The organism is Rhodococcus sp. MT28 (genome assembly GCF_058792695.1).
This window is the reverse complement of sequence record NZ_JBXAFD010000001.1, coordinates 910,371-929,174: the sequence shown is the minus strand read 5'-3', so window position 1 is coordinate 929,174 and position 18,804 is coordinate 910,371. Positions and strand designations below refer to the sequence as shown.

Here is an 18,804-nt window from a genome sequence, read left to right as displayed (position 1 = left end):
GAGCGGGGTCGATCAGTTGTCTGGTTGCCCTGCTCAATTGCTGGGCTGCTCCGCCACGGCCTTCTCGACGAACCGGCGGGTCTGATCGAACGCCGCGGGCACCTGGACGGAATCGGTCATGTCACTGATCTCGGACCACCGTTCGGCGACGACCTCGGGGGAGAGTGCGCCTTCGGGGATGTAGACGCCCTGCGACTCTTCCATGCGAGCGATCGCGAAGACGCCGGCGCCGGCGCTGAGGATGGTCTTCGTCGGTGCGTCATCGGAGACCATGAACAGTGCGCCGGGTGAAATCGATTCGGGTGCAAGCAGAGCGAGAGTCTTCTCGTCGAGGAGGTCTTCGGTCATGCGGGTCGCGGCGGTCGGGGCCAGCGAGTTGACGCGGATGCCCTTGCGTTCGCCCTCGATGGCGAGAACGTTCATCAGGCCGACGACGCCGGACTTCGCGGCGCCGTAGTTCGCCTGGCCGAAGTTGCCGTAAATTCCCGATGCCGACGTAGTCATGAGGATGCGTCCGTAGTTCTGTTCGACCATGTGCGGCCAGACTGCCTTGGAACAGATGACGGAACCCATCAGATGCACGTCGATGACTTTGCGGAAGTCGTCGAGCTCGGCCTTGATGAACGACTTGTCGCGCAGGATTCCGGCGTTGTTGATCAGGATGTCCACGCGGCCCCACTTGTCCACGGCCGTCGCGACCATGGCGGCAACGGCGTCGACGTCAGTGATGTCGCAGTGGTCCGCGATGGCCTCGCCGCCCAGCTCGACGATTTCCGCCACTACTTTGGCTGCTGCGGTATCAGCGCCGCCACTGCCGTTGACCGAGCCACCCATGTCGTTGACGACGACGCGTGCGCCGCGTGCGGCGAGGGCCAATGCGTGTGAACGGCCGAGTCCGCCGCCTGCGCCCGTGATGATCGCTACCTTGCCGGAAAAATCCAACGACATTGGAAAACCTCTCTGATCTGGGATACTACTCAGTATTACTATGCGATGGCGTGGAAACAGTCAAGGGCCGGCAGGCAGTGTGAATGGGAGTGGAAGTCGAATGAGTAGTGATCTTCCGGACGTGCGATCCGCGATCATCACCAGCGCCGCCGACGCCTTTGCCGAAGACGGTTACGCAGCCACGACTGTAGATTTACTGGCCGATCGAATCGGCGCCACCAAAGGTCTTGTCTACTACCACTTTCGTTCGAAGTTCGACATCTACCTGGCAATCTACGAGCGCGGGATGAGCCTGCTCCGCGCTGAGGTCGAGTCTCGGATGGGCGGGGCAGAAAGCGGCCTCGCGCGTCTCGAAGCGATGTCGCACGCCCACCTGGTCAATCTCATGACACATCTCGGGTACCACCACACGATCCACCAAGGTGTCCGGGGCCAGATGAACTCCGCGCTCAAGCCGAGGCAACAGCAAGTCCTCGTGGAACTGAATTCGCTGCGACTCGACTACGAGAATCTGTTCGTCGACGTGATGACCGAAGGTGTCGCGGATGGTTCCATTCGTGCGGGCTCACCTCGAATGGCGGCAAAAGTCCTCCTCAGCAGTCTCAACGGCATCGACCTCTGGTACCGAAGGCGTGAAGGGCAGACGTTGGCGGAGACGGAGTCGTTGGCGGACCAGATCGTCGAACTGTTGATCGGCGGATTGCGCGCTGCGAACTGACTGAAAGCTGCATTCGTCGAGCGGGTTTTCTCCGACCGGTTCGTGCTGTCCTGCGGCTTGTCGTTCGGTTTGTCGTGCTCTGACAGTCGGGGTAGCATGTTGGCGTCGTGCGCGGACTTGCGTAGGAATTCAGGGAAGAGGAGGTGTGGCTGTAATGCGTGGCCAACCTCCGAGTACCAACTGAAGCTGTAGCCGCCCGGGTCGATCCGGTATTTTGCTGCAGCTTCATCGTGTGTTCATCGGCTTCGGCTTTGCTGTGAAGCAAGCGTCGTCGTTCACTCTTCCCTCGAAAGCTGTTCAGCATGCGCGAATTTCGTCGTTCACGTTCGGTACTGCCGCGTCGTTCCGCGGGGCTCGGTGACTCACATCCCGGACACTCGCGTGCCGCACGCACCGTCGTCAAGGCTGCCCCGCCCGAGGCGGTGGCGCCCGTCGAATCGACCGTCGTCAACAGCGGCGTGTACCGCGACGGCGAGCGGATAGCGTCACCGTCCACGCTGGCGGAAGCACTGTCATGCCTTCCGGATTCGCAGTCGATGGCGTGGATCGGCATGTACCGGCCCGACGACGCCCAGTTGTATGCCGCTGCACAACATTTCGACCTCCACGAACTGGCGGTCGAGGATGCGATCGTCGCGCACCAGCGCCCCAAGCTCGAGCGCTACGGCAAGACACTGTTCGTGGTCCTGCGTGCTGCGCGGTACCGCGACGAGACCGAGCGGGTCGAATTCGGCGAGTTGCACATCTTCTGTGGTCCGAACTTCATTCTGACCGTCCGTCACAGTGAATCGCCGGATCTGTCGGCGGTGCGGACTCGCATGGAGAACGATCCTGACCTGTTGCGGTTGGGTACCGAGGCCGTTCTCTATGCCATTCTCGACGCAGTCGTCGACGGGTACGCCCCGGTGGTGGCCGGCCTGCAGAACGACATCGACGAGATCGAAACCGAAGTATTCAGTGGCGATCCCGGAGTTTCGCGTCGCATCTACGAACTGACCCGTGAGGTGATCGAATTCCAGCGGGCGACGCGTCCGCTGCTGGGAATGCTGCGTGGGTTGTCGGCAGGGTTCGACAAGTACCACACGGACGAGGAACTCCAGCGATACCTGCGCGACGTCACCGACCATGCGACGACTGTGGTGGAGCGGGCCGACGGCTTTCGTCAGTTGCTCGGAAACATCCTCACGGTGAACGCAACTCTGGTGTCGCAGAACCAGAACGAGGAGATGCGCAATCTGACGCAGGCAAGCTACGCGCAGAACGAGGAGATCAAGAAGGTCTCGGCGTGGGCGGCAATTCTCTTCGCGCCGACGCTCATCGGAACCGTGTACGGGATGAACTTCGACGACATGCCGGAACTGCACTGGCACTTGGGCTATCCGTTTGCGCTCTCGATGATGTTCCTGACCTGTGGAAGTCTCTACACGATCTTCAAGCGTCGGGGCTGGCTGTAGAAAGTGCCGGCTGTAGAAAGCGCTGTGCGCCTTGCCAACCGAGATCGGTTGTCAAGGCGCACAGGTGTTTTTCGGGAGGGCGCTCGAATCAGAGCGTTGCGACGCAGACCGTGAACTTACGTTCCGGGTGCTCGAATCCCGAGTCTGCCCCCGAACCGCATTCGTCGATCGACGTGGAGTTCTGCAGGATTTCGACGACCTCGACTACATTGGTGCCGCTGGTATCCGAGCATTCGATGCGGGCGGGCTCGTCCATTCCGCTGCCGAGATCCATGCATCCGCCGACTACCCAGTCGACGTCGAGACAGACAGCGCCCTGCTCGTCACCCGCGAGGGTCTCGTAGTAGTACGAGTCGACGTCGGAGGCACACAGATCAGAGGTGGGAACCTTGGCGACCACCTTGTAGTTGGAATCCTTGCTACCGCAGTCCGCGTTGTCGATTTCTGCGGCCGTCGTGGTGCCTCCGAGCTTGACGCAATCACCGATCGACACGTCGATGTCGACGTCGCCGCCGTCGTCCGAGCCTTCCTGGCCGGTGATCTTCGAGGTGGTCGGGGCCGCGGAGGTAGTGGTCGAATCGGCAACCGAGGAAGATGATTCCGCAATGGCTTTCGGCTCGATGTCGGAACCGCAACCGACGGTGAAGGCGGCGATTGCAGAAGTTGCGATCACCGCAGTGCAAAGTCGCCGGACGATTCCGGACATAAGGACCCCTTTGTTGATTCTTGGATAATTCTGTTGGTTCGTGGATTGTTCGGGACCTATTCCAATACATCGGTAGTCGAATTGCCAACCGGACTGTCAGTATGGGTAGGTGGAGCTACCCCTGATGCCGCCGCTTGCCCCGATGCTCGCGAAGGCTGCGGCCACTGTGCCGCGTCAGCCCGAGTCCGGTGACCCGACGTGGTCGTACGAGCCGAAATGGGACGGATTTCGAGCAATCATCTTTCGTGACGGTGACGAAGTGGTGCTCGGATCGCGAGGAGGAAAGGACTTGGCGCGGTACTTTCCCGAGGCGGTGGAAGCCGTCAAGTCTGAATTGCCCGAAAAATGTGTGGTGGACGGAGAACTGGTGGTTCCCCGTGAGATCGACGGTGTGACGCGCCTGAGTTGGGAAGCGCTCTCCGAGCGGATTCACCCCGCCGCGAGCCGCGTCGCATTGTTGTCGGAACAGACGCCCGCGCAATTTGTCGGGTTCGATTTACTGGCGCTCGGGGATCGCGACGTCTCGATCGAGGACTTCGGGGTTCGACGTGCGTTGCTCCTCGATTGCGTCGGTGGCGGGCCGAGTTGCCACGTCACGGCAGCGACGGCCGACAGCGCCGAAGCAATGGCCTGGTTCGAAACCTTCGAAGGCGCGGGTCTCGACGGGGTTGTCGCCAAGAAGCTGGCGGGACCGTACCTGCCGAACAAGCGCGAGATGATCAAGGTGAAACACGCCAGGACCGCGGATGTCGTACTGCTGGGCTACCGTCCCCACAAGAGTCAGCCAGGTATCGGGTCGATGCTTCTTGGTCTGTACGACGGTTCCGAATTGAAGATGGTCGGTGGCGCTTCTGCTTTCACCGCGGCGCGGCGGATCGAGTTGTTGGCCGAACTCGAACCTTTGCGCCTCGGGGACGACGTTGTAGCCGAGGGAGAGGCCAGCCGGTGGAGATCGGCCGCAGACCGCTCCTGGATTCCGCTTCGTCCTGAGAGGGTGCTCGAAGTGGCGTACGACCAGATGGAAGGGGAACGCTTTCGGCACGCTGCACGATTCCTGCGCTGGCGTCCGGACAGGGTGCCCGACGAATGCACATTCGATCAGTTGGAGGTTCCGGTGCGATACGACTTCGCGGATGTTCTTGCAGGCGGTAAGTGATGGCGAGCCCGGCAGAGGAACTGGACGTCGACGGGATCGCGGTCCGATTGTCGAGCCCGGACAAGATCTACTATCCGCAGTTGGGTGAGGACGGCGGAACCAAACGGCATCTTGTCGAGTACTACCGAACGGTGGCGCTGCAGGGTGCAGCGTTGCGGGCGCTCCAAGATCGGCCCACGCATCTTCAGCGATTCCCCGACGGCATCGAGGGCGAAGAGGTTTACCAGAAGCGGCTGCCGGCAAAGCGGCCCGAGCACGTCGAATCCTGCGAGGTCACGTTCCCGTCGGGTCGCAAGGCCGACGTCCTTCGAGTGCGAAGTGCTGCGAACATCGTGTGGGCCGCCAATCTCGGGACTGTCACGTTTCATCCCTGGGCCGTGCGGTGCCCGGACACCGACCACCCGGACGAACTCCGCATCGATCTCGATCCGCAACCGGGGACCGGGTTCGACGAGGCCGTTGCCATCGCGGACGAGGTCCTTCGCCCTCTGCTCGCCGAGTTGGGATTGGAAGGATTTCCCAAGACGTCCGGTGGCCGAGGCCTTCACGTCTACATCCCGCTCGAGGCGCGCTGGGATTTTGTCGAGGTCCGCCACGCGGGTATCGCCCTCGCCCGTGAAGTCGAACGTCGTAGTGCCGATCGCGCCACAACCGCGTGGTGGAAGGAAGAGCGGGGTGAACGGATCTTCATCGACTTCAATCAGAATGCCCGTGACCGGACGATCGCGGCGGCGTATTCCGCTCGTAAGACGCCGATCGCAACTGTGTCGACGCCGGTGACCTGGGACGAACTGCGCGACGTGCATCCAGACGACTGCACCATCGCCACGGTTCCCGGCTTGCTCGCCGATCGTGGTGATCCGATGGAAGCCATGCACGACAAGGCCTTTGCCCTCGATGTTCTGTTGGAGATGTGGGAGAAGGATCTGGCGGCAGGACTGGGCGATCTGCCGTACCCGCCGAACTATCCCAAAATGCCCGGTGAACCCAAACGTGTTCAACCGAGCAAGGACCGCGATCGGAAGAACAAAGACGGGTAGCGTCAGAGGCGGACATATCGGGTAATTCGATCAGACGTCGAATGTACGGTCACGTCGAATGCACTGTGGGGGTTGGATATGGATCGCCGGAAAATGCGAGCAGCAAGCTTAGCGGCGGGCGGCGTGATTCTTGCCGCCTTCGGATTGTCACTCGGTAGCGGAACAGCGTCTGCCGCGACGTTGGATTGTTCGGCGCGCGGGCAAGATCAGACGATCGTCGACGGGTCATCCGCGTGCCGAGCGGTGGCAGATCCCTCCAGTTACGCGATTTCACACGTCGAGGGCGACGGCGTCGGCGTCGCGGATTCTCGAGACGGCGGCAGGTCGGCAGGCCTCGGCCTCTTCGGCGGCGTTGCTGCGGCGGAGTCGCGCGGTGGGTTACTTGCCGCGGTCGCGTACGGCCCGGGTTCGCTCGCACTCGGTCGCACCGACTCCTCACCCTTTGCCGTGGTGCTCAGCGGACCTGGCGGCAGAGCGGCAGTGGGTGACGCGGACGTCGGGGCGATCTGCTCAGGTGGTCCCACCCTTGTTTTCAATATCGCCACAGGTCAGGGATGTTTCAGCGACGGCACTTCGACGTGGGTCACCCCGTGAGGGCACCCCGGCCCTGAGCCTCTTGCGTGACAGTGGTCACAATGGTGTCAAGCTCCTGCCACCGATCGGGTGACCGGGCAACTTGATCAGCGGGGATCGGAGGACGCGATGACTCCCAGTGCACGACGGGATTCACTCGCCCGGGTGGAGGTGCCTTCGCGCACCGAGCTGTACGTGGACCGGCGATTCCTTCCCTTGGCCGACCGCTTCTTCGCGATGTATCGCCAACCGCAACAAGGCGGCGGCGCGCTGGTCGTGTACCTGGGAGGCGAGAAAGTTCTCGACATCTGGGCCGGCAATGCCGATCGTGATCGGCGCTGGGACCACGACACGGTGTCGCTGTCGTTCTCGACCGGCAAAGGCGTCGCCAGCACCGTCGTTCACCGACTCGCCGAACGTGGGTTGATCGACTACGACGCCCCGGTTGCTCGGTACTGGCCTGAATTCGCGGCGGCCGGCAAGGACAAGATCACCGTCCGCGAACTGATGTCACATCGCGCGGGCCTTCACCGAGTTCGCGGCTTGATGCCGCATCCTCTCGACCTGATGGACTACGACGCGGTCGTTGCCGCCCTGGCTGCCGAGAAACCGGATCCGCGTCGGCTTCGAGGCCCCGGCTATCACGCTGTGACCTACGGCTGGTTGGTAGCCGAACTTGTGGCCAGGGTGTCCGGTCAGCCGTTCATCGACGTCGTACAAGCGGAGATAGCGAAGCCCCTCGGAGTCGACGAATTCTGGTACCGCGTACCCGAAACCGAGCGTCCACGGATCGCGAAGCTGTTCCCACATATCAACCCTGCCGGCTTGAACTGGGCCTTCGCGTCGACCGTGCTCTCACACGTCGGTCCGACTCGCGGACTCGCGGAGGCCGCGATGCCGGACGGTTTCGACGTCATGGTGCGCAACCCGGCTGTCCACGACGCCGTCATGCCGGGCTGGAACGGAGTGTTCAGCGCGCGTGCTCTCGCGAAGATGTACGGCGCCATCGCGAACGGCGGCGTGATCGACGGGAAGCGGTTCCTGAAGGAATCGACCATCGACCAGATGTCGACCATCCAGACTCGCGATCGGGATTACGTGCTGGCGGTGCGGCCCAACTGGACTCTCGGTTACCACCCGCCAATCATTGCCGCGCGGCGGCAGCCGCGGAATGCGATAGGCCACTACGGAGTCGGCGGTTCAGGCGCGTATGCGGACCTGTCCAGCGGACTCTCGCTCGGTTTCACCACCAACAGGTTGGGTAGTGCTGTGACAGCTCTCGGTGATCTTCGCCTTGCGAGGCTCGGCGCCGAGGCGCAGGAGTTGGTTCGTCGAATCTGACACGAAGGGAATGCCATGAGCAGCAACGTGTACCGGGTGACCGAGATCGTCGGCTCGTCCACCGAGAGCAGTGACGCGGCAATTCGCACCGCCATCGCCCGGGCGAACGAGACGGTGCGCAACCTCGAATGGTTCGAGGTGGTGGAAACTCGCGGTCACATCGAGAACGGCGCCGTGGCGCATTTCCAGGTCACGTTGAAGGTCGGCTTCCGGCTCGACGGCGACGAATCTTGAGTCGTCGTTCATGAGTGTTGATCTCAGGGCGGCCGTCGGGTTTATGGCGGGACATGCCAGGACTCTCGATCGGCATCGGCTGAATTTGATTCTCGGACAGGGTGACCGGGCCGCGGTTTGTGCGGCCGTGGACGGTTATCGCAACCCGGACGGTGGGTACGGCTGGGGACTCGAACCGGATCTTCGCTCGGCAACCAGCCAACCTGGCGGAGCGCTGCATGCCTTCGAAGCCTTTGCCGACATCGGAACGCCGACGCCCAGAGCGGTCGAACTGTGCGACTGGTTGCAGACCAATTCGCTGGCAGGCGGCGGTTTACCCTTCGCCTTCCCGATTGCAGACCCAGCCGGGTGTGCGCCCTTCTGGGTGGATGCAGATCCGTTGGCGCCGTCGTTGCAGATCACCAGCATCGTGTGTGCTGCAGCGGCTCGCGTTGCCGAATTCGACGAGGCCGTCGCCGAACATCCGTGGTTCGCCTCTGCCGTTCGATATTGCCTCGACGCGATCGACGGGGCGGATTCTCTGCATGCCCTCGAGCTGGCCTTTGCCTTGCAGTTTCTCGACGCGGTTCACCGGAACAGTCCCGAAGCGTCGTCGTTGGTGAGCACTCTTGGTTCGCGTATCCCGGCTGACGGCTTTGTTCACGTGGACGGGGGAGCCGAGGGCGAATTCATGCGGCCCCTCGATTTCTCACCGCTTCCCGGCGGCCCGACCCGCGCGTTGTTCGACGCATCAGTGATCGAGTCCGAACTGTCTGCGCTCGCTGCGCGACAACATGGCGACGGCGGTTGGGCGGTGGATTTCGACAGCTATTCGCCCGCCGCGGCGTTGGAATGGCGAGGTCACGCCACCGTGCAGGCGGTATGGCTGCTGAAGCGCAATGGGGTGATCTGAAAACGATTCTCGCGCCAAATTGGAACACGTTATAGTCTGGGAACCAGTTCGAGCTTCGTGTTTCAGGGATAGGGGAATGTCATGGCGTATGTGATCACGCAGCCGTGCTGCAACGACGCCTCGTGTGTTGACGTGTGTCCGGTCAATTGCATTCACCCGACACCGGACGAAGCTCCGTTCGCGACCACCGAAATGCTCTACATCGATCCCGACACCTGCATCGATTGTGGTGCGTGTGTGGACGAATGCCCGGTCGAGGCGATCTTCCCGGACAACGAACTCGACGAGGACGACGCGCCGTACCTGCAGATGAATGCGTCGTACTTCGAGAAGCATCCGATGGGCCCGGATTGGCCCGAGCCGATCACGATGGCCAAGATCGATCCCGAACTGGGAACGCTGAAAGTGGCGATCGTCGGCTCCGGCCCGGCTGCCTGCTATGCGGCGATGGAACTGACCGGCAAGCCTCGCGTCGAGGTCGACATGTTCGATCGACTTCCCACTCCCTACGGTTTGGTGCGCGCCGGCGTGGCGCCAGACCATCCCGGAACCAAGGGGGTCACCGATCAGTTCCGCGCCGTCGTCGCGAAGAAGACTGTGCGCTGCCACTTCAACGTCGAGGTGGGCACCCACATCTCGCATTCGGAACTCTTGGACCATCACCACGCAGTGATCTACGCGGTGGGCGCTGCCGGGGATCGCAAGCTCGAGATCCCGGGCGAGGATCTGCCGGGAAGTCACGCCGCCACCGAGTTCGTCGCCTGGTACAACGGCCACCCGGGATATGCCGATCGGACTTTCGATCTGTCCGGCGAGCGAGCGGTGATCGTCGGAAACGGCAACGTCGCACTCGACGTCGCACGCATCCTGGTGACCGACCCTGACCAGCTTGCGAAGACGGACCTCGCTGAGCACGCATTGGAAGCGCTGCGGAACAGCAAGATTCGTGAGGTGGTCATTCTCGGGCGTCGTGGGCCGGCGCAGGCCGCGTACACCAATCCCGAACTGTTGGCGCTCGGACAGATGGCGAACGTGGACGTAGTCGTCGACCCGATCGAAGCCGAACTCGACGAGGCCAGTCAGGCGTTCGTGGACAGCGATGCCGCCGAGCCGTCCGTCCTGCTCAAGGTCAAGCAGGCGCAGGAATTTGCTTCGCGTACCGCAGATCCTTCTCGCAAGCGGATCGTTCTCCGGTTCCTCACCTCTCCCGTCGAGGTCCTCGGCGACGGTGAAGTCTCACAGGTGCGGATCGTGAAAAACGAATTGGGGGCAACGCCGACCGGTCAGCTCTCCGCCCGGCCTACCGAAACCGAGGAGACGATCGACACTTCACTGGTGCTTCGGTCGGTCGGATACCGCGGCACACCGATGGCCGACTTGCCCTTCGACGACGCTCGCGGCGTGATCCCCAACGAGAAGGGCAGAGTAATCGACACCGAGACCGGCACGCCGATCCCGGGTGTCTACGTCGCGGGTTGGATCAAGCGCGGACCGACTGGCGTGATCGGCACCAACAAGTACTGCTCCGCCGAGACCGTGTCGATGATCTTCGACGACTTCGCTGGTGGGCGCCTCGCCACCCCGACCGAGGATGCCGACAAGTTGCAGGTTTTGTTGGCAGACCGGTCGCCGGATCAGGTGGACTATCAAGGTTGGCAGCGGATCGACAAGGCAGAACGCGCATCCGGTGCCGCAACCGGACGGCCGCGAACCAAACTCATCTCCATCGAATCCATGTTGGCGGCTGCCCGGAGCGAGGGATAGCAACGTTTGGGCGAACATCCGAATTGCTCGATTGCCGCTTTTGTGTGTTAATGACTATGGAAATGTGCGGTTTGCTCTCTTCGGCGTGCTCGGGTGTGTAGGTGTGCTCCGAGCGGGTGCGTCCGAATGGTGCATCGGCATCGGTACCAGGCGGGTATCGATGCCGGCCGCGCACGATCCACGTGAGTACGTGGTCAGTCGAGCGAAGGTAGTGACATGGGCAGCAAACAGGGTCGTCGGACGTCACGGGTTGCCGTGGCAATCGTCGGAGCAGTGGCCGCCGGCCTGGCTCTGGCCGGACCCTCCGCGGCTGTTCCTCTCTTCCCCGGTGGACCCGACATTCCGTTGCCCGTCATTCCCGGCGTTCCGTACCTCGATCCGGCGATTCCGGTTCCGGGCATCCCGGGTACACCGATTCAGGCTCCCATCGGCGTCCCCAACTTCTCCGCGCCGTCGCTCAATCCGTCCGCGGGCGAGACCGTCGGTATCGCGCAACCGATCATCATTCGATTCAACGAGGCCGTCGGCGACCGTGCTACGGCCGAACGCGCGATTCGCGTGACCACCGATCCGCCGGTCGAGGGCAGCTTCTACTGGATCAACGACAGCCAGGTCCGTTGGAAGCCGACACAGTTCTGGCCGGCGAACATCTCCGTGACCGTCGACGCCGGTGATTCGCACTCCACGTTCAACATCGGTGACGCACTCGTCACCGTCGCGGACGACAACACCAAGCAGGTCACCGTCACCCGCAACGGTGAGGTCGTGCGCACCATGCCGACGTCGTTCGGCAAGCCGGGTCACGAAACACCGAACGGCACGTACATCGTCGGCGAGCAGTTGCGCGACATGTACATGGATTCGTCCACGTACGGCGTCCCGATCGATTCTCCCGAGGGTTACCGCACCTACGTCGAGTACGCGACACGAATTTCCTACAGTGGCATCTTCGTCCATGCCGCTCCGTGGTCGGTTGCGCAACAAGGTTTCACCAACGTCAGCCACGGCTGCCTCAATGTCAGCACCGAGGACGCCAAGTGGTTCTTCGAGAACGCAGGCAAGGGTGACCCGGTGATCGTGCAGAACACCGCAGGTGGAGTCCTCAGCGGCGCCGACGGATTGGGCGACTGGAACCGCTAGACATCGACGAGGAAGGCCCTGCGCGAGAAGTATTCGCGCAGGGCCTTTTTCGTGTCGCGTTCAGCTCGAGTGTCTTGTACGTTCACCATTCATTCGTTGCGGGCGGTCAGACTGCCTCAGTGAGATCGAGTCCGGAAAGAACGCTGCCCACATCAGGCAAGCCAGGTCTGTGGGGCAGACCATGGCGTGATTACGCGCTGTTCGCGCTCTTGGTAGGTCCCAATCTCGCGTTGCTGATCTTGTTCACCTATCGCCCGCTGGTGGACAACATCCGACTTTCGTTCTTCGACTGGAACATTGCGGACCCGAAGGCGACGTTCATCGGGCTGAGCAATTACCGCGAGTGGTTCGGACGAAGCGACACCTGGCAGATCGTCACCAACACAGTGGTATTCACATTGGTCACAGTGGTGGGTTCGATGGTCATCGGTTTGGCGTTGGCCATGCTGCTCGATCGCAAGCTCGTCGGGCGAAACCTGGTCCGGTCGGCCATCTTCGCTCCGTTCGTCATCTCCGGTGCAGCGATCGGTGTCGCGTTTCAGTTCGTCTTCGACCCCAACTTCGGCCTGATCCAGGATCTCCTGCACCGTGTCGGACTCCAATCGCCCGACTTCTATCAGGATCCCCACTGGGCGCTGTTCATGGTGACGGTGACATACATGTGGAAGAACCTCGGGTACACGTTTGTCATCTATCTCGCTGCACTGCAAGGAGTTCGGCAGGAGCTGAACGAAGCTGCCGAAATCGACGGCGCCAAGCCGTGGACCAAGTTCCGCCGGGTGCTCCTACCTCAGTTGCGCCCGACGACGTTCTTCCTCTCCATCACCGTCATGCTCAACTCGCTCCAGGTCTTCGACATCATCAACGTCATGACCCGAGGTGGTCCGCTGGGGACAGGGACGACAACGATGGTCTACCAGGTGTACAACGAGACGTTCCGAAACTTCCGGGCGGGCTACGGTGCGACGGTTGCCACCATCATGTTCCTGATCCTGCTGATCATCACCGTCTACCAGGTTCGTGCCATGGATCGGGGAGAAGAGAAATGACAGCGGTAGAGGAAAAGAAAAGCGCTGCTACGACTTCCGTCGTTCGGCCCGGCCCGGACCGCAAGAACGTGGACCGGCGTGAGGTCGGTGTGAAGATCCTCGGCTATGCGGCAATGGTGATCGCGTTGGTCATCATCGTCCTGCCGCTCTACTGGATCGTGATGACCTCGTTCAAGGAGCGCCCGGAGATCTACACGCAGCCGGCAACGTGGTGGCCGTCGTCGCTGCATCCCGAAAACTATTCGGAAGCAACCACATCGGTCCCGTTCTGGATGTTCTTGCGGAACTCGATAGTGATCACGACGATTCTGTCGGCGGCGAAGTTCGTTCTGGGGACTCTCAGCGCCTATGGGCTTGTTTTCCTGCGCTTCCCGGGGAAGAACTTCGTCTTTCTCGGAATCATCGCCGCATTGATGGTTCCGAACCAGATCACCGTGATCTCGAATTACGCGCTCGTGGCAGAGTGGGGCTGGCGTAACACGTTCCAGGGCATCATAGTTCCGCTCGCGGGTGTAGCCTTCGGTACGTTCCTCATGCGCAACCACTTCCTCTCGATCCCTTCGGAGATCGTCGAGGCGGCGCGGATGGACGGAGCCGGCCACTGGCGGTTGCTCTGGCGCGTGGTGCTCCCCGTTTCCGGACCCACGATGGTGGCGTTCGGCATCATCACGGTGGTCAACGAATGGAACGAGTACCTGTGGCCGTTCCTCATGTCCGACGATTCCTCGGTAGCACCGCTGCCGATCGGATTGACCCAACTGCAGAACAACGACGGACTTACCAACTGGGGTCCGGTCATGGCAGGAACGGTGCTGACCATGCTACCGATCCTGGTGATTTTCCTTCTGCTGCAACGACACATGATCAAGGGCCTCACCTCCGGTGCGGTCAAGGGCTGACAGCTTTCCCGTCACATTTCTTTCTCGAGGAGCAGTAATGGCAAACATGAACAGGCGCGGATTCTTGAGCCTCGGCGGTGCAATCGCCGCCGGAGCCGCACTGACCGCGTGCGCGGGATCCGGCGGGTCGAGCGCTGATGCTGCGGGAACATCCGGTGCGTCGGGTGATTCCAACACCATCACCTTCTGGTCGAACCACCCGGGTAAGTCCACCGACGTGGAGAAGGAACTGATCAACCGCTTCCAGACCAAGTACCCGGACCTGAAGGTCAACTTGGTGGACGGCGGCAAGAACTACGAAGAGGTGGCACAGAAGTTCAACGCTGCCCTCTCCGGTGGAGATGTGCCCGATGTGGTTGTGCTGTCCGATGTCTGGTGGTTCAACTATGCACTGGCCGGGGCAATCGAGCCGCTTGACGGACTCTTCTCCGAGGTGGGGGTCGACTCGGCCGACTACGTCGATTCACTGCTCGCCGACTACCTGTTCCAGGGCAAGCACTATGCGCTTCCCTACGCGCGGTCGACGCCGTTGTTCTACTACAACAAGGCGGTCTGGTCGCAGGCAGGTCTTCCCGACCGTGGGCCGGCGACATGGCAGGAGTTCGACGAGTGGGGACCCGAGCTGCAGAAGGTCGTGGGCAACGGCAAGTTGGCACACGGGTGGGGCAACGCGAAGGATTACCTCGGCTGGACCTACGAAGGCCCAATCTGGACGTTCGGCGGCTCGTACTCCGACCAGTGGAATCTGCAGCTCGACAACGAGAAGACCATTGCCGCAGGGCAGTTCCTCTCCAGCATGATTCACGACAAGAAGTACGCCGCGGTCTCCACTGACATCGCGAACGAATTCGGTACCGGCATTCTGGCGTCCACCATCGCGTCGACGGGCGATCTGTCCGGCATCAAGAAGACTGCCAACTTCGACTTCGGCACCGCTTTCCTCCCGGCAGTGGACGGAACTCCCGGTTGCCCCACCGGCGGTGCCGGGCTTGCCATCCCGTCCAAGATCTCCGATCAGCGTAAGAAGAACGCGCTCAAGTTCATCGACTTCATCACCAATGGTGAGAACACGGCGTACTTCTCGCAGAACGTCGGCTACATGCCGGTCCGCAAGTCGGCAACCTCGGAGCCGAGCATGAAGGCGTTCCTCGACGCGAACCCCAACTCCCGTACCGCTGTGGATCAGCTCTCGCGTACGCGCTCGCAGGACTACGCACGCGTGTTCGTCCCGGGTGGGGATCAGATCATCGGCACCGGACTCGAGCAGATCGCTCTCCAGAAGGCCGACGTCGCATCGACATTCGCCGGCGTTGCCACGCAGTTGCAGCAGATCATCGACCGGCAGATCACCCCCAAGCTGCCGAAGTAGTAGGAGAGAACACTCATGGCCAACGTGCAATTCGCGGGAGTCACGCACCGCTACGAAGGAACTGATCGACCGGCAGTCGACCGTCTCGACCTCGACATCGCCGACGGTGAGTTCCTGGTACTCGTAGGACCTTCCGGTTGCGGTAAGTCCACCAGCCTCCGAATGCTCGCCGGTCTCGAGTCCGCGTCGGACGGTCGGATCGAGATCGGCGGCACGGACGTCACGCACCTCGCTCCGCGAGCACGTGACGTCGCCATGGTGTTTCAGAGTTACGCGCTGTACCCGAACATGACCGTCGAGCAGAACATGGGCTTCGCGCTCCAGAATGCCGGAGTGGGAAAGACGGAGCGCCGGGAGCGGGTACTCGAGGCCGCGCGGATGCTCGAACTCGAACCCTTGCTCGGACGGAAACCGGCAAAGCTGTCGGGCGGGCAACGTCAGCGAGTTGCCATGGGTAGAGCCATCGTTCGCCATCCCAAGGTGTTCTGCATGGACGAACCACTCAGTAATCTGGACGCCAAACTGCGCGTCAGCACACGGTCGCAGATCGCCGCCCTACAGCGTCGACTCGGCACCACGACGGTCTACGTCACCCACGATCAGGTCGAGGCGATGACGATGGGGGACCGAGTGGCGGTGATGCTGGACGGTCGCTTGCAGCAGGTGGCGAAGCCGCGCGAACTCTACGACAACCCCGTCAACACCTTTGTGGCCGCCTTCATCGGATCGCCCGGCATGAACCTGATCGAAGCGCCGGTCGAGGGAACCGTCGCAGTGCTCGGTGATCTGCGGATTCCGCTGCCCACCGGGGCGTCCGAGCGGGAGCGGGTCGTCGTGGGAGTGCGCCCGGAATCGTGGGATCTGGTGGGAGCGTGGCGAAAGGGCTCGCTGGCCGTGGATGCCGATCTGCTCGAAGAGTTGGGAGCCGAATCGTTCGTCTATGCAAAGGGTGCCCCGGATTCGCAGTGGCAGAGCCGATCCGGTCGAATCGTCATTCGCGTCGACCGGAAGATGTCGGTGGCACCGGGGGAGTCGCTTCATCTGCTGCCCAAGGCCGGCGAGGTGTACTTCTTTTCCGCGGAGACCGGAGTACGTCTGTAGCGATACTGTGTGCGGCATGACCGTCGCACGTTCGCTGTTGCTGTTCGTACTCGCCGCGCTGCTCGAAATCGGGGGCGCGTGGTTGGTGTGGCAGGGAATTCGCGAGCACAAGGGATGGATCTGGGTGGGGCTCGGCGTCATCTCGCTCGGCCTCTACGGTCTGGTCGCCACCATGCAACCCGATGCGAACTTCGGGCGCATCCTCGCCGCGTACGGCGGGATCTTCGTCGCAGGTTCACTGCTGTGGGCGGTGGTGATGGACGGATTCCGCCCGGATCGTTTCGACATCGCCGGTGCGCTGATCTGTCTGGTCGGCGTCGGGGTGATCATGTACGCCCGGTAGGCCTTCGGCCCCGTGCGCGCTCAGGGAGTCCAGGGGTCCCTAAGCGCACACAGGGGCTTGCCCCTGCTACCAGATCTTCACACGCTTCTCCGGCTCCAAATACAGTGCGTCACCGGGCTTGACGTCGAACTCCTCGTGGAACGTGTCGAGGTTTCGGACGACGCCGTTGCACCGGAACTCCGGCGGCGAGTGCGGGTCGACGGCCAGACGGCGAAGCGCTTCGGCCTCACGGGCCTTCGTGCGCCATACCTGCGCCCACCCGAAGAACACGCGCTGCAAGCCGGTGAGTCCGTCGATGACCGGAGGTTCGGTACCTTCGGTCGCGATCTTGTACGCCGCGATCGCGATCGACAGCCCGCCGAGGTCGCCGATGTTCTCGCCGATCGTGAACTCGCCGTTGACGTGGTGGCCCGGCAGTTCCTTGGGCTCGAACTCGTTGTACTGCTCGATGAGAGCCTTTGTGCGCTTGCCGAATTCGCTGCGGTCCTCGTCGGTCCACCAGTCGACCATGTTGCCGTCGCCGTCGTACTTGGCGCCCTGATCGTCGAATCCGTGACCGATCTCGTGGCCGATGACGGCGCCGATGCCGCCGTAGTTGGCAGCGTCGTCGGCTGCCGCGTCGAAGAACGGCGGCTGGAGAATGGCTGCGGGGAAGACGATTTCGTTCATGCCCGGGTTGTAGTAGGCGTTGACGGTCTGCGGCGTCATGAACCACTCGTCACGGTCGACGGGGCCGCCCAGCTTGGCCAGGTCACGGTCGTACTCGGCGGCGTATCCGCGACGGTAGTTGCCCACCAGGTCGGTTGCCGAGATCTCGAGTCCGGCGTAGTCGCGCCACTTGTCGGGGTAACCGATCTTCGGGGTGAACTTCTCGAGCTTGGCCAATGCAGCCTCACGAGTCTGCGGGCTCATCCACTCGAGGTCGGAGATGTTGCGGCGGTACGCCTCCTGCAGGTTTGCGACCAGTTCCAGCATGCGGGTCTTCGCCTCTGCGGGGAAGTGTCGATCGACGTAGAGCTTGCCGACGGCCTCGCCGAGCAGATCCTGGACCAGGCTTACCCCGCGCTTCCAGCGCTCACGGTTCTCTTCGGTCCCGGACAGTGTGGTGCCGTAGAAAGCGAAAGTCTCGTCGACCAGGGCCGAATGCAGATAAGGGGAGCGGGCATGAAGCACCTTCCACGCCGCCCATGCCTTCCAGTCGTCCAGTGACTCCGACGCCCAGAGTGCGGTGAAGGTGTGCAGGAAATCGGGCTGGCGGACCACGATCTCGGCGAACTTCTCCGAATCGGCGCCGAGACCCGACAGCCACGCAGCCCAGTCCAAACCGGGGTTCTGCTCGGTCAGTTCCTCGAAGCCCACCAGGTTGTAACTCAAATCTGCGTCACGACGCTTGACGACGTCCCAGTGCCCGGCCGCGATCTTCTTCTCGAGTTCGAACACACGCTGGGCGTCGTACCCGACGCCGGCCAGGGTGAACATCTTGTCGATGTGCGCGACGTACTTCTCGCGGATCTCCGCGTAGTTGTCCTCGCGGTAGTACGACTCGTCGGGGAGGCTGATTCCCGACTGGCTGAAGTGGATCAGGTACCGCTCGGAGTTCTTGGCATCGGTGTCGACGTAATGCGAGATGGCACCGCCGACGCCGACGCGCTGGTGGCGTCCGATCACGGTGGCCAGCGACGACCGGTCCGGCGCATCGGCGACGGCGTCGAGCTCGTCGTCGATGGGGCCGAGGCCTGCGGCCTCCACGGCGTCGGCGTCCATGAAGCTCGAGTACAGGTCGCCGATGCGCTGTGCATCGGTACCGGCGGCCGAGTTGGACTCCGCGGCTTCGGTGATGATGGTCTGTACGTCTTCTTCGGCCTTGTCGTAGAGCGTCCGGAAGGCCCCGTCGACTGCGCGGTCTGCCGGAATCTCGTATTCGGCGAGCCATTTTCCGTTGACGTGGACGAACAGATCGTCCTGCGCCCGTGTGTCGCCGTCGAGGTGGGTGAGGTCGATGCCTGAGCGATGAGCCGTGGTCATTTCTCCATCCTTACACGATCATGACGAACTGCTCGGTGTGTGCGCGATCGCT

The 18,804-nt window shown here is 62.3% G+C and carries 18 protein-coding genes; 15 read left to right on the top strand and 3 right to left on the bottom strand.

Annotated features, from left to right (window positions below):
• Positions 1-33: 33 nt before the first annotated feature.
• Positions 34-948: an SDR family NAD(P)-dependent oxidoreductase gene (locus AC1Q6C_RS04470; RefSeq protein ID WP_007731375.1), complete on the bottom strand. Its 915-nt coding sequence runs from the start codon at positions 946-948 to the stop codon at positions 34-36.
• A gap of 100 nt (positions 949-1,048) precedes the next feature.
• Here AC1Q6C_RS04470 and AC1Q6C_RS04465 point away from each other — a divergent pair, with 100 nt between their 5' ends.
• Together AC1Q6C_RS04465 and AC1Q6C_RS04460 are read left to right on the top strand one after the other, a co-directional pair.
• Entirely contained in the window at positions 1,049-1,666 is a 618-nt protein-coding gene (locus AC1Q6C_RS04465; RefSeq protein WP_007731377.1) for a TetR family transcriptional regulator, read from the top strand.
• Positions 1,667-1,968: 302 nt separating this feature from the next.
• Positions 1,969-3,120: a magnesium and cobalt transport protein CorA gene (locus tag AC1Q6C_RS04460; protein ID WP_007731382.1), complete on the top strand. Its 1,152-nt coding sequence runs from the start codon at positions 1,969-1,971 to the stop codon at positions 3,118-3,120.
• Positions 3,121-3,208: 88 nt separating this feature from the next.
• Here AC1Q6C_RS04460 and lppU read toward each other — a convergent pair whose 3' ends face one another.
• Positions 3,209-3,826, bottom strand: coding sequence for an LppU family putative lipoprotein (lppU, locus tag AC1Q6C_RS04455; RefSeq protein ID WP_007731384.1), 618 nt, complete (start codon positions 3,824-3,826; stop codon positions 3,209-3,211).
• Positions 3,827-3,935: 109 nt separating this feature from the next.
• Here lppU and AC1Q6C_RS04450 point away from each other — a divergent pair, with 109 nt between their 5' ends.
• From AC1Q6C_RS04450 to AC1Q6C_RS04390, 13 genes are all read left to right on the top strand, one after another.
• Positions 3,936-4,982 carry an ATP-dependent DNA ligase gene (locus AC1Q6C_RS04450; protein ID WP_230359054.1) on the top strand — a complete coding sequence of 349 codons (1,047 nt, stop codon included), beginning with the start codon at positions 3,936-3,938 and terminating at the stop codon, positions 4,980-4,982.
• Complete coding sequence (gene ligD / locus AC1Q6C_RS04445; protein WP_003940248.1) at positions 4,982-6,022, top strand: non-homologous end-joining DNA ligase; 1,041 nt, start codon at positions 4,982-4,984, stop codon at positions 6,020-6,022. The genes AC1Q6C_RS04450 and ligD overlap by 1 nt, the downstream gene beginning before the upstream one ends.
• A 78-nt stretch (positions 6,023-6,100) precedes the next feature.
• A complete protein-coding gene (locus AC1Q6C_RS04440; RefSeq protein WP_039973227.1) occupies positions 6,101-6,616 on the top strand; it encodes a DUF6764 family protein in 516 nt (171 codons plus the stop codon).
• A gap of 108 nt (positions 6,617-6,724) precedes the next feature.
• On the top strand, positions 6,725-7,936 hold the full coding sequence (locus AC1Q6C_RS04435; protein WP_151098202.1) for a serine hydrolase domain-containing protein: 1,212 nt from the start codon (positions 6,725-6,727) through the stop codon (positions 7,934-7,936).
• Between the two features lie 15 nt (positions 7,937-7,951).
• Positions 7,952-8,170 carry a dodecin gene (locus AC1Q6C_RS04430; protein ID WP_003939815.1) on the top strand — a complete coding sequence of 73 codons (219 nt, stop codon included), beginning with the start codon at positions 7,952-7,954 and terminating at the stop codon, positions 8,168-8,170.
• A gap of 10 nt (positions 8,171-8,180) precedes the next feature.
• Positions 8,181-9,062 (top strand): hypothetical protein, encoded by an 882-nt coding sequence (locus AC1Q6C_RS04425; protein ID WP_151098201.1) that lies wholly within the window; start codon positions 8,181-8,183, stop codon positions 9,060-9,062.
• 81 nt (positions 9,063-9,143) lie between these two features.
• On the top strand, positions 9,144-10,826 hold the full coding sequence (locus AC1Q6C_RS04420) for an FAD-dependent oxidoreductase (RefSeq protein WP_492666399.1): 1,683 nt from the start codon (positions 9,144-9,146) through the stop codon (positions 10,824-10,826).
• A gap of 216 nt (positions 10,827-11,042) precedes the next feature.
• Positions 11,043-11,966 (top strand): L,D-transpeptidase, encoded by a 924-nt coding sequence (locus AC1Q6C_RS04415; RefSeq protein ID WP_007731397.1) that lies wholly within the window; start codon positions 11,043-11,045, stop codon positions 11,964-11,966.
• 74 nt (positions 11,967-12,040) lie between these two features.
• A complete protein-coding gene (locus AC1Q6C_RS04410) occupies positions 12,041-13,015 on the top strand; it encodes a carbohydrate ABC transporter permease (RefSeq protein ID WP_003940557.1) in 975 nt (324 codons plus the stop codon).
• On the top strand, positions 13,012-13,914 hold the full coding sequence (locus AC1Q6C_RS04405; RefSeq protein WP_042452747.1) for a carbohydrate ABC transporter permease: 903 nt from the start codon (positions 13,012-13,014) through the stop codon (positions 13,912-13,914). The genes AC1Q6C_RS04410 and AC1Q6C_RS04405 overlap by 4 nt, the downstream gene beginning before the upstream one ends.
• A gap of 37 nt (positions 13,915-13,951) precedes the next feature.
• Positions 13,952-15,283, top strand: a complete 1,332-nt coding sequence (locus tag AC1Q6C_RS04400) for an ABC transporter substrate-binding protein (RefSeq protein ID WP_003940485.1) — start codon at positions 13,952-13,954, stop codon at positions 15,281-15,283.
• 15 nt (positions 15,284-15,298) lie between these two features.
• The gene (locus AC1Q6C_RS04395; protein WP_007731405.1) at positions 15,299-16,384 is read left to right on the top strand and encodes an ABC transporter ATP-binding protein; all 1,086 of its coding nucleotides are present in this window, start codon (positions 15,299-15,301) and stop codon (positions 16,382-16,384) included.
• Positions 16,385-16,400: 16 nt separating this feature from the next.
• Positions 16,401-16,727, top strand: a complete 327-nt coding sequence (locus AC1Q6C_RS04390; protein ID WP_003940244.1) for a YnfA family protein — start codon at positions 16,401-16,403, stop codon at positions 16,725-16,727.
• 66 nt (positions 16,728-16,793) lie between these two features.
• On the opposite strand, the gene AC1Q6C_RS04385 is transcribed toward AC1Q6C_RS04390, so the two are convergent.
• Entirely contained in the window at positions 16,794-18,752 is a 1,959-nt protein-coding gene (locus AC1Q6C_RS04385) for a M13 family metallopeptidase (RefSeq protein WP_058037706.1), read from the bottom strand.
• Positions 18,753-18,804: the final 52 nt, after the last annotated feature.